This is a genomic window from Clostridium sp. 1001270J_160509_D11 (assembly GCF_015667935.1).
Lineage (GTDB): Bacteria > Bacillota > Clostridia > Peptostreptococcales > Peptostreptococcaceae > Intestinibacter.
Genome location: NZ_JADPET010000104.1, coordinates 1 through 10,494 on the forward strand (window position 1 = coordinate 1; position 10,494 = coordinate 10,494).

At 27.7% G+C, this 10,494-nt stretch carries 12 protein-coding genes; 1 reads left to right on the forward strand and 11 read right to left on the reverse strand.

The features are described from left to right. Nucleotides 1–174 precede the first annotated feature (174 nt). The 5 genes from I4U58_RS09815 to I4U58_RS09835 all read right to left on the reverse strand — a co-directional run bounded on the left by I4U58_RS09815 (nucleotide 175) and on the right by I4U58_RS09835 (nucleotide 4,343). Nucleotides 175–639, reverse strand: a complete 465-nt coding sequence (locus I4U58_RS09815) for a hypothetical protein (RefSeq protein WP_195931125.1) — start codon at nucleotides 637–639, stop codon at nucleotides 175–177. 37 nt (nucleotides 640–676) lie between these two features. Beyond that, the gene (locus I4U58_RS09820; RefSeq protein ID WP_195931126.1) at nucleotides 677–1,363 is read right to left on the reverse strand and encodes a hypothetical protein; all 687 of its coding nucleotides are present in this window, start codon (nucleotides 1,361–1,363) and stop codon (nucleotides 677–679) included. After that, nucleotides 1,360–1,917 carry an RNA polymerase sigma factor gene (locus tag I4U58_RS09825; protein ID WP_243269603.1) on the reverse strand — a complete coding sequence of 186 codons (558 nt, stop codon included), beginning with the start codon at nucleotides 1,915–1,917 and terminating at the stop codon, nucleotides 1,360–1,362. Before I4U58_RS09825 ends, I4U58_RS09820 begins: the two co-directional genes overlap by 4 nt. Nucleotides 1,918–2,075: 158 nt before the next feature. Continuing rightward, nucleotides 2,076–3,437 (reverse strand): 23S rRNA (uracil(1939)-C(5))-methyltransferase RlmD, encoded by a 1,362-nt coding sequence (rlmD, locus tag I4U58_RS09830; RefSeq protein WP_195931128.1) that lies wholly within the window; start codon nucleotides 3,435–3,437, stop codon nucleotides 2,076–2,078. 180 nt (nucleotides 3,438–3,617) lie between these two features. Further along, nucleotides 3,618–4,343 (reverse strand): pseudouridine synthase, encoded by a 726-nt coding sequence (locus I4U58_RS09835; protein WP_195931129.1) that lies wholly within the window; start codon nucleotides 4,341–4,343, stop codon nucleotides 3,618–3,620. Between the two features lie 229 nt (nucleotides 4,344–4,572). Between I4U58_RS09835 and fba the strand changes: the two genes are divergently transcribed. Continuing rightward, nucleotides 4,573–5,436 (forward strand): class II fructose-1,6-bisphosphate aldolase, encoded by an 864-nt coding sequence (fba, locus tag I4U58_RS09840; RefSeq protein ID WP_195931130.1) that lies wholly within the window; start codon nucleotides 4,573–4,575, stop codon nucleotides 5,434–5,436. Between the two features lie 273 nt (nucleotides 5,437–5,709). Here the strand turns inward: fba and I4U58_RS09845 are convergent, their stop codons facing one another. The 6 genes from I4U58_RS09845 to I4U58_RS09870 all read right to left on the reverse strand — a co-directional run bounded on the left by I4U58_RS09845 (nucleotide 5,710) and on the right by I4U58_RS09870 (nucleotide 10,358). Next, nucleotides 5,710–6,195: a hypothetical protein gene (locus I4U58_RS09845; RefSeq protein WP_195931131.1), complete on the reverse strand. Its 486-nt coding sequence runs from the start codon at nucleotides 6,193–6,195 to the stop codon at nucleotides 5,710–5,712. 33 nt (nucleotides 6,196–6,228) lie between these two features. Then, nucleotides 6,229–6,786, reverse strand: a complete 558-nt coding sequence (locus I4U58_RS09850) for a hydrolase (protein WP_195931132.1) — start codon at nucleotides 6,784–6,786, stop codon at nucleotides 6,229–6,231. 175 nt (nucleotides 6,787–6,961) lie between these two features. After that, nucleotides 6,962–7,636 (reverse strand): hypothetical protein, encoded by a 675-nt coding sequence (locus tag I4U58_RS09855; protein ID WP_195931133.1) that lies wholly within the window; start codon nucleotides 7,634–7,636, stop codon nucleotides 6,962–6,964. Nucleotides 7,637–7,768: 132 nt separating this feature from the next. Beyond that, nucleotides 7,769–8,467 carry a metallophosphoesterase gene (locus I4U58_RS09860; RefSeq protein WP_195931134.1) on the reverse strand — a complete coding sequence of 233 codons (699 nt, stop codon included), beginning with the start codon at nucleotides 8,465–8,467 and terminating at the stop codon, nucleotides 7,769–7,771. A gap of 126 nt (nucleotides 8,468–8,593) precedes the next feature. Continuing rightward, on the reverse strand, nucleotides 8,594–9,394 hold the full coding sequence (locus tag I4U58_RS09865) for a GTP pyrophosphokinase family protein (RefSeq protein ID WP_195931135.1): 801 nt from the start codon (nucleotides 9,392–9,394) through the stop codon (nucleotides 8,594–8,596). 52 nt (nucleotides 9,395–9,446) lie between these two features. Further along, entirely contained in the window at nucleotides 9,447–10,358 is a 912-nt protein-coding gene (locus tag I4U58_RS09870) for an MBL fold metallo-hydrolase (protein ID WP_195931136.1), read from the reverse strand. Nucleotides 10,359–10,494 lie beyond the last annotated feature (136 nt).

Consider the following 10,494-nt stretch of genomic DNA (forward strand, 5'->3'; position numbering starts at 1 on the left):
TCTTGGATATAAAACACCTGCAGAGGTCTTCGCTGCAACATAAACATAAAATGTTGCACTTATATTGACAATCTATCTTATAAAAAAAGACCGTTACAAATTTTAATATGTAACAGTCAAATATTTTTATAATTTATTTAAATCAACTTTGAACATAGGTAATCTAAATTTAACTTATATCATTTTTCTAATTACTGCAAATAAACCACCTATAGATGCTATGATAACTCCTATATATCCTCCAACCCCTGCGTCAGAAGTTTTTGGAGTATCATTACTTTTTGGTTGCCCTATTAATAATTCATCTTCGTTATTATCCTCTGAATCTTGTTCTCCATTAGAATCTCTATCTTTATTTTCATTTATATCTTCTGAATTATCTTGATCTTTTTGATTATTATCTGATTGATCATCTTCAACATAATCATTTATTGGTATTATTTCACTATCGTCTATATCTTCATTTTCATCTACATCTTCTAGATTATCATCTATATCATAATCTTCCTCTATATCTAAATTTCGTTCTTCAACTTGAGTTGGGTTTATTTCATTAGCAAATATTTGTGTAGACCCAAGTGGAACCATACCTGTTGCTATAAATGCACTTAATCCTAATATTTTTATTTTATTTTTCATATTTTACCTCCTAAATCCCACTTTTTTTCACTATCAATTAATTATTTGTTAATTTAATCAATTTATTAAGTTCTGCTTTGTCTATTTTTCCATATATATTTTGGTATGAATAAGAATATCCTTTATTGCTCCAAATTACGTAATTTATACTATCTGCACTGTAGTATGAAATATTTACTCCTTGGATTGTTTCTGTTTTTAAAAATTTTCCATCAGGAATTTCGATTATATCTTTATCTCCTTTTGCTATATCAAATTCAGTACCATCTTTGTATATTATTCGTCCCTGTTTATCTCTATTTTTTTCTCCAATAACAAAATACTTATCAACTTCTTTATCTAAAACCGGAACAGTAAATCCTAAATCTGATTCCATTTTTTTGATTGAACTTACTTCCTTTAATAGATTTTTTTTTGAATCAAAACCTGATACTTTATTATTTTCATCATTCATAAATTCATTTCCATCTTCTTTTAATACTATATTATCTAGAGTATTTATTTTTTGATTGAAAAATACTACACCTATAGCTATAGCAATTATTGAAACTGAAGCAATACTTATAAATTTTTTATGATTTTTTTGTGCTATATTTTGTGCTTTGTTCAAGTATTTTTCAAACCTTATAATTTTTTTTGACTTATTATAGTTATCATACTCCTCAAGTAAAAACTCGTCATCTATATCTCCAAATGCATCCAGAAATTTATTTTCATCAATCATATATATTGACCTCTTTCTTCTAAAAACTCTTTCAATTTTGTTCTAAACCTTGATAATGTCATTTTCACATTACTTTGGCTTAAATTATTTTTTTCAGCAATATCTTTTATAGAATATAAATACCAATATCGCTGAACTATTATTATCCTTTTTTCCCTTGGCAAAGATTTTAAAAATTCATTTATATATTTTGTTAGATATTTTTCTTCCATTTCTGTATCAATATCATTTTGACTAGGTATACATTCTTTTAATTCATCCAGAACTAGTGGCACTTCTCCCTTGCGTTTTTGACAATTCTTGCTTTTATAAATATTTAAAGCTAAATTTCTTGTAATTTTACCTAGAAATGCTTTTAAAATTTTCGGTCTTGTCGGTGGAATTGAATTCCATGTTTTTAAATATGTATCATTTACGCATTCTTTTGAATCTTCAAGGTTATATAGAATATTGTTTGCTATTGTGCTACAATAGCTCCCATACTTTTTATCAGTCTCAGATATAGCATTTTCATCTCTAAACCAATATAGATCTACAATATTATGGTCTTCCAAGTTTTTTCCTCCTTTCATATAATAAGACAACAAAAAATTATGTTGGTCACAGTTTATATTTAAATTTTAATTATATTTTTTTAATTTAATATACAATAAATTTATTCAAAAAAATAGGGACACTTATTTCAAGCATCCCTATGTTCTATAAAATATTCCTATTTGTCTTTTCTTTGTAATAATACTACAGTTTCGCAGTGTGGTGTATTTGGGAACATATCCATACATCTAACTTTTTTAACTTCATATCCGTAACTTTCAAATCCTTGTAAGTCAACTACTAAAGTTTTTGGGTTACATGATATATAGATTATTTCTTCTGCATTAAATTTAGATATATCTCTAACAGCATCTTTGTGTATACCTGGTCTTGGTGGGTCAACTATTATGATGTCAGGTCTTTCTTTTAAGCTGTTTACTGTTTTAGCAACGTCACCTGCAATAAATTCGCAGTGAGTTAATCCGTTTAATTTAGCATTTTCGTTTGCAGCTTCAACTGCCTCTTCTACTATTTCTATTCCGTAAACTTTTCTAGCTTTTTGAGATAAAACTTGTCCTATAGTTCCTGTTCCACTGTATAAATCGTAAAGAACTTTATCTTTATAGTCTCCAACAAACTCTCTAGCCATAGAGTATAATTTCTCAGCTCCTAATGTGTTAGTTTGGAAGAATGAGAATGGAGATATTTTAAATCTAAGACCTAATAATTCTTCGTATATATGATCTCTTCCGTGTAAAACTCTAAGTTCATCACATTTAACCGCATCTGCTAAGTTGTCGTTTAAGCAGTGTAGTACACTTGCTAAATCCGCATCTAAATCTAATCCTAGTAACATATCTTTGTACTTATCCATATCGTAATCTAATTGAGTACTTGTTACTATCATAACCATCATTTCATTAGTTTTGATACCTTTTCTAACAACTAAGTGTCTTAAGTAACCTTTGTGGTCGTTTCCTCTGTAGTATGGTAAACCTTCCGCTCTGAAGAATTCTTCTGTAGCTGTTAATATTTTTATGAAATCTTGGTCTATTAACATACATCCATCAACAGTAACTATATCTATATGTCTACCTTTTTTGTGCATACCTATAGTTAATGGTCCATCTTTCATTTCGTTCCCGAAAGTGAACTCCATTTTATTTCTGTAGCAAGTATTGTTTGGACTTGATTCTATTCCTAAGAACTCAAATCCTTTTATATCATGACTTTCAAATAAGTCTAGTATTTGTTGTTTTTTAATTTCTAATTGTTTTTCATATGGAAGTGATAATATTGTACATCCTCCACATTGTCCAAAGTGTTTACATGCTTGTTCTGTTTCTAGTGGAGATTTTTCTAGTACTTCTAATAATTTAACATCTGCTTTTTGGCTATTAGCTTTTTTTACTGATGCTTTTACTTTTTGACCAGTTATTCCGCCCTTCATTTGAACATTTCTTTTTCCTATTATAGTAGAAGAAGTTCCACCAAACTCCATTTTGCCTACTTCAAATTCAATAATTTCTCTTCTTTTCACTAAATTATCCTCCGTCAATATCTTAATTTTCAATATAAACATTTATTTTGAATATATAGTCTTTATTAATCTATATAATTATTGCCTTTTTAAATCATACTTACTAATTATATTAGATTTTTGCCTTTATATCAAAACCTTTATTATGTAAATTTGCTATATTTGAATTTAAGATTAAATTTAGTCTCTTTCTTCTATCATTTTTATCTCTTCATCAGTTAGTTCACGATATTCTCCAAGTGCTAAATTTTTGTCTAGTTGTAGTTTACCCATAGATAATCTCTTTAAGTATATTACTTTTTTATCTACACTTTCGAACATTCTTTTTACTTGATGGAATTTGCCTTCATGAATAGTAAGCTCTATTTCTGAAATTTCGTCACTTTTCAGTATTACAAGCTCTGCTGGCATAGTTTCGTATCCATCATCTAAAGTAACCCCTTTAGCAAAGGCTTTAATATCATCTTCAGTTACAACACCTTCAATTTTTGCATAATAAGTTTTTGGTACGTGCTTTTTAGGTGATAACACTCTATGAGCTAACTGACCATCATTTGTTAAAACTAAAAGCCCTTCCGTATCTTTATCTAACCTTCCAACTGGGAATGGTTCAAATACTAAATCTTCTTTATCAATTAAATCTAGTACTATTGGATCCCTTTTATCAAATGTTGCAGAAATATATCCATCTGGTTTATTTAACATTAAATATATAAATTCTTTATATGTTACTTTTTCACCATCAAATATTATTTCATCATTTTCCACATCTACTTGTACTCCTGGATTATTTATAACTTTTCCATTTACTTTTACTAACCCATTTTTACAAATTTTCTTTAATTCACTTCTACTTCCATAGCCTAAATTAGACAGTACTTTATCAATTCTTTGTTTCTTAGACAATGCTTTTCCTCCTTCATTTTATATATAATATATCTATTTAATCTTTATTAAGTATAGCTTTTTTGATAATTTTATCTCAAAAACGTATATTATATGTATATCTAGTATCTATTTGTTATTAAAATTTTATCAATTTATGTCTATACGTTTTCACCTTTTAAGTATATAATATTATTGATGGGTAAGTCTTGTAAATTTTTAACTATTTTTGAATTTATGGAGGTATAAGATGTTAGTTTCTGCTAAAGAAATGTTAGTAAAAGCAAAAAAAGGAAAATATGCAGTAGGTCAATTTAATATAAACAACTTAGAATGGACAAAAGCTATATTATTAACTGCACAAGAAAATAATTCACCAGTTATATTAGGTGTATCTGAAGGTGCAGGAAAATATATGTGTGGATATAAAACTATAGTTGGAATGGTTGAAGGTATGTTAGAAGAATTAAACATAACTGTTCCAGTTGCTCTTCACTTAGACCACGGTTCTTTTGAAGGTGCAAAAGAAACTATAGCTGCTGGATTCTCTTCAGTAATGTTCGATGGTTCTCACTATGGAATAGAAGAAAATATAGAAAAAACTAAAGAAATAGTTGCCCTAGCTCACTCTAAAGGAATATCTGTTGAAGCAGAAGTTGGTTCTATAGGTGGAGAAGAAGACGGTGTTGTAGGTGCTGGTGAAGTTGCTGACCCTGCTGAATGTAAGAGAATAGCTGATTTAGGAATAGACTTCTTAGCTGCTGGTATAGGTAATATACACGGTAAATATCCAGAAAATTGGGCTGGATTAAACTTTGAAGTTTTAGGAAAAATCAATGAAGCTACTGGAGATATGCCATTAGTATTACACGGTGGTAGTGGTATACCAGATGAAATGATAAAAGAAGCTATATCTTTAGGTGTTGCTAAAATAAATGTTAATACTGAGTGCCAATTAGTATTTGCTGAAGCAACTCGTAAATACATCGAAGAAGGTAAAGACCAACAAGGTAAAGGTTATGATCCTCGTAAAGTATTAGCTCCAGGATTTGAAGCTATCAAAGCTTGTGTTAAAGAAAAAATGGAATTATTCGGTTCTATAGGACAAGCTTAATTCTAAACAGTTAAAAATATTAACGATTATATAAGGATTGGAGATAATCTCTTCAATCCTTTTTCTTATTTGTATAAATAAAAATGTACTTAGTTTATGCGCCAACAACTTCGTCCGTTGCTTAAAATTCGCTTCGCTCATGGCGCCAACTACTTCGTCCGTTGCTTAAAATTAAAAAAACGAACCTTTGGTTAATAATAATCTTGTACAAGTACAAAATCAATAACAACCGAAGATTCGTAAAATATTTCTATTTATTTAACTTAAATGTCTTTAACTATAGAATTTAGATGCACCTACTAATTGTCTTTTAGAAACAATTTTCGCAAGGTTTTTTAAAGAGGCGATTTTAATATCTTCAAAACTTACTAAAAATACAAATTTAAAATCAGTAAATTCTTCGTTTATATTATAAACCTCAAAATAACATTTTATATTGTCCATACAATAAATATCTTGAAGCTCCTCTTCTATCTCGTCTGTAGTATCTTTTAAGAAACGTCTTACATCATCAAATATTATTTCAAAAAATGATTCGTCAACTGATTCTCCTAGTTCTTCAATAGCCTCTAGTATTTCTTCTTTTGAAAATACTCTCTCTGATAATTCACAGTCAAACACCATGATATTATCTTGATTTATTGAATTAGATATGTCTTGTAAATAACCAATATCTTGGCGTGCATCAAGAATATCTTTAACCTCTTTACTATTTACATGAAAATTCCCTTTTCTATTTTTTAATTTTAATTCTATCATTAAACTTCGCCTCCTCTCAGCAAGCCAACTTAATTATAGTTTATCAATAACATTTTTAATTTCTTTCCAAGAAGAAACTCTAATTATGTTTTTATGATCTATATCTTTATTATAATTACAATCAATTAATATTACTTTTATTCCCCCCTCTGCCAAGTGTAAGGCGTTCATTGGGTGGTCTTCTATAAAAATATCACATTCTAGCTCTTTCGCTTTGTTAAGTTTTCTATCTGTTCCAAGTAAATAAAGAGGCACATATGATAATTCTTGCTTTTTAAGCCAGTCCATAGTAATTTCTTCTAAAGTGGAATTCCTTGCTGTTACAAAGAATAAATTGTTTTCTTTATATAATTCACCAACAACTTCTTTAGCTCCTTCAACAACATGTGCTTCGGAATATGAATTTAAATAATTTGAATGAAGTTTATCTAACATACCTTCAAAAGTATCTCCATATAACTCAGCCCAATATACTGTTGTATAATCTTCTTCAGTCAAATCCCTCTTATATATACTATTTAGATACGGTAGATAATGATATGGACTTGTAATAGTTCCATCAATATCAATACATATATTTAAATTTTTCATAGTCTTTCTCCTGTTTTTAAGAATTCATTATACCATATACTCTAGTATAATTCAAAAAGGTACGTATAGCTATATCTTATTGCAATTTTAACATATAATCACTATTTCTGCACAAAAAAATAAGATAGAAATAGTGTATTTACTTTCTAATTTCTATCTTATTTTTGATTGTATTTTATTCATTTTTAATTGATTCTTCTAGTTCATTAATTTTCTTTTTATATTGATTTATTTTTTCATCTGATTGCTTTATATATTTTTTTATATTTGAAATAGAAGTTATATCTTTATTGTTTACGACATTATATGTTTCTTCTACTGCTTTGTATTTTAATTTATAAGCATCTTTCATGCATTCAGTACATTCATTTAATACTTCTGTGTATTCTTGTTGTGATAATTCTGGTGTATCCATATCGTCGTATATTTCGACTACTCTATCACACATATATTTAGCTTTTTCTATATCGTCTTTAACTTTATCTATATCATTTAAAGATGTTTTTATATCAGTTGCATAAGCTACACATTCTTTTATTGGGTTTAGTGCAATATCTTCTATAGATCTAATGTCTTTTTTGTATTGTTTTATTGTAGATAAATCTTCTTCTACATGGTTTACATCTAAGTTAGATGTGTATATATCTCTGTAGTTCATTACCATTGAATGGTTTTCGCTGTTTTCTATTTGTTTTATTCCGCTAATATACATGTTGCTTATTACTATTGTTGTTGCCAATACTACATATGTACATGCGTAAATACATGCTCGACTAAACTTCTTGTAATTTTTAAATAAAACTATTAAAGGTATCAAATAAAAAAATATAAATACTAATATCCATCTCATAAGCACAATCTCCTTTTCCGCACTCAAACTAAATACTCATTGTAATGTATTTTTAGTATTTACATTTTTTATAAATATTAATCAATAAATAAGAAATTCTTTGTTAGAAAAACATATTTTCTCAATATATTTTTAATCAAGCACTTTAATTAATTTAAAATCAAGATAATCGCTTGATGCAAGAACGTATTCTATACCGTTTCTAACGCCTTTAAGCCCCATTGAAAATGAGTCCTTTCCATGTAAATGACCATAGATTACTTTTTTTACATTATATTTCTCATATAATTTTGTAAACTCCGACTCTTCTAGTTGGTCATTTGTAGGTGGGTAATGAGTTATAACAATTAAGTTAGTATACCCACTTTGGATTGCAGATTGTATCGACATCTCCAGTCTCAATACTTCTCTTTTATATATTTTCATATCATTACTATCAAATTTTACTTCATTAGGACAAAGCCATCCTCTACTTCCACATATCGCATAATCACCGTATGTAAAATATCCATTTTGGATAAAATTCATATCTTCACTTTGATATGCAGCATTTATTTTTGAAAGAGATGACCACCAATAATCATGGTTTCCTTTTATAAAAATCTTCTTACCTGGAAGTGACTCAATTATATCTAAGTCTGCCTTTGCCTCGTTTAAATTCATAGCCCATGAAGTATCTCCAAGAACTAATACCGTATCACCATCTTCTACTGTTTCATTCCAGTTATCGGCTATCTTTTTCTCATGATTGTCCCAATTATCACCGAATATATTCATAGGTTTAGGATTTTCCGTTGAAAAATGTAAGTCACCTATTGCATATAATCCCATAAATTCATCTCCTCTCGCAAATATCTTATTTTACGATAACCTAATTACTATTAATATTTTTGAAATATTATTATTTTATATACATAATAATTTAAAAGCTGCCTCAAAATTTAAGACAGCGTAAAATTATTTATCTATTCTGTGTGTTTTAAAGTCTTCTAAAATATAATCTATTTCTTCTTTTAGAGCAACTATTTCATCTATATCTCTTTCACTATCTATTTTATCAAGTCGTCTTTGGTATTTTAAAGCGCTACTAATTTCCCCTAAATTATATAATTCTTGTATTTTCTTTAATACATCTTTTAGGGTTACAGATTTAGCTTGATACATGACTTGAGCTTTCATTATGTCTTCTCGAATTTCACTCATTTCTTCATCTAATAAAAATGCTGCATCTGCCGCTTTTCTAAGTCTCAATGCTACATTTTCTGGTATGTAGTGCTCGTACTTGTATTTTAAAGAGTGTTCTATAGTTGCCCAGAAATTCATAGCTAAAGTTCTTATTTGGATTTCACAATGTATCTCCTTAGAACCAGCAATTGAATTTATAGGATATTTTATTATTAAATGATAGCTTCTATATCCACTTTCTTTAAAATTAGTTATATAATCTTTTTCATTTATAACAGTCATATCTGTTCTATTTTTTATTAATTCAACAATTGTATATATATCTTCAACAAACTGGCACATTATTCTTATACCAGCAATATCTTCTATTTCACCTTCTATATCATTAGTATCTAATCTATTAGCTTTAGATATTATAGAAGAAATCTTTTTTGTTCTCCCAGTAACAAATTCAATAGGAGAATATTCACCCTTAGTCAAAAATTCTTTTCTTATATTTTTAAATTTTACCTTAAGTTCTTCAACTGCATGTTGATAAGGAGCTAATATTTCATCCCACTTTTCGTAATTCATATTATTCACCTTTCGTCAAATAAATTAACAATCACCATTATTTTACCATAATTTATTTTATTTTTGTATAATAAAGCAAATCAGAGTCTTCTAGTGTATAATCAATTTCATCTAAATCAGCTAAATAGCTTATACAAGTTACTAATGAAGTTCTAAAAAAATAATATTCTTTGTAATTATAGGTTAATTCATTTTCTTTTATAATTTTTTTAAGTAAAGCATCTATATTCATAGGTACTTTAAGGTTTTCTTTTATTTGATTTAAATATTTGTATATAGCTTGTCTATGCTTGTTTATTAAAAGCATAGTGCTGTCTTTATCTAAAACTTTTCTTCCATGAGCTAATACTAGATAATTAAAATCTAAAGATTGGATCTTATCTAATGATTTTAAGTATTCTTCTACGTCTTGTAAAAATAAAAAATCATATTTATTTAATACTTCTTCGCCAACTAATAAATCTCCAGCAAATAAAACACCATCTTTTGTCAGTATTCCGATACTTGCTAGAGTATGCCCTTTTAAATTTATAATTTCGAAATTTGTATTATTTTTATTTAAAGTACCTTCATCTACTATTGTATCTACGTATATTTTTTCTACATTTCTATGAAAAAGTTTTGCTGTCAAAAACTTATTGTGTTTTCCACCTAATATAAAATCTGAAAATAATTCCGGTCTCTCTATAAAAATCTTAGCATTTTCTGAAGCAATAATCTCCACTTTTGGATATGAATGTTTTATTTGCCCACAAGCAGCAACATGGTCTTCATGTTCATGGGTATTTATTATATATTTTGGTATTATTTTTTCATTTTCAAACATCTTAATCATATTTTTAGGTCTTAGTCCATTAAGACCTGGGTCAATTAATAATGCTTCATTATTTTCAAATAAATACACACCTGTATTCGTGCCGCCTTTTACAAAGTATGTATTTCCAAACACCTTCTGTAATTTCATAAAAGTACACCCCTTGTATAAATTCAAATATCCTTAAACTCTTTATATATTATACCATGTATATTTTTCTTATTTATGAATTATTTAGTTTATAATTTATATAATTTATTTAAGTTTATATTTGTAAGACTTTATT

What these genes read in the sequence shown, in the direction of transcription:
- I4U58_RS09815 (WP_195931125.1), bottom strand. Translation starts at nt 639, where the DNA reads ATGAAAAATAAAATAAAAATATTAGGATTAAGTGCATTTATAGCAACA.
- I4U58_RS09820 (WP_195931126.1), bottom strand. Translation starts at nt 1,363, where the DNA reads ATGATTGATGAAAATAAATTTCTGGATGCATTTGGAGATATAGATGAC.
- fba (WP_195931130.1), top strand. Translation starts at nt 4,573, where the DNA reads ATGTTAGTTTCTGCTAAAGAAATGTTAGTAAAAGCAAAAAAAGGAAAA.
- I4U58_RS09845 (WP_195931131.1), bottom strand. Translation starts at nt 6,195, where the DNA reads ATGATAGAATTAAAATTAAAAAATAGAAAAGGGAATTTTCATGTAAAT.
- I4U58_RS09850 (WP_195931132.1), bottom strand. Translation starts at nt 6,786, where the DNA reads ATGAAAAATTTAAATATATGTATTGATATTGATGGAACTATTACAAGT.
- I4U58_RS09855 (WP_195931133.1), bottom strand. Translation starts at nt 7,636, where the DNA reads ATGAGATGGATATTAGTATTTATATTTTTTTATTTGATACCTTTAATA.
- I4U58_RS09860 (WP_195931134.1), bottom strand. Translation starts at nt 8,467, where the DNA reads ATGGGATTATATGCAATAGGTGACTTACATTTTTCAACGGAAAATCCT.
- I4U58_RS09865 (WP_195931135.1), bottom strand. Translation starts at nt 9,394, where the DNA reads ATGAATTACGAAAAGTGGGATGAAATATTAGCTCCTTATCAACATGCA.
- I4U58_RS09870 (WP_195931136.1), bottom strand. Translation starts at nt 10,358, where the DNA reads ATGAAATTACAGAAGGTGTTTGGAAATACATACTTTGTAAAAGGCGGC.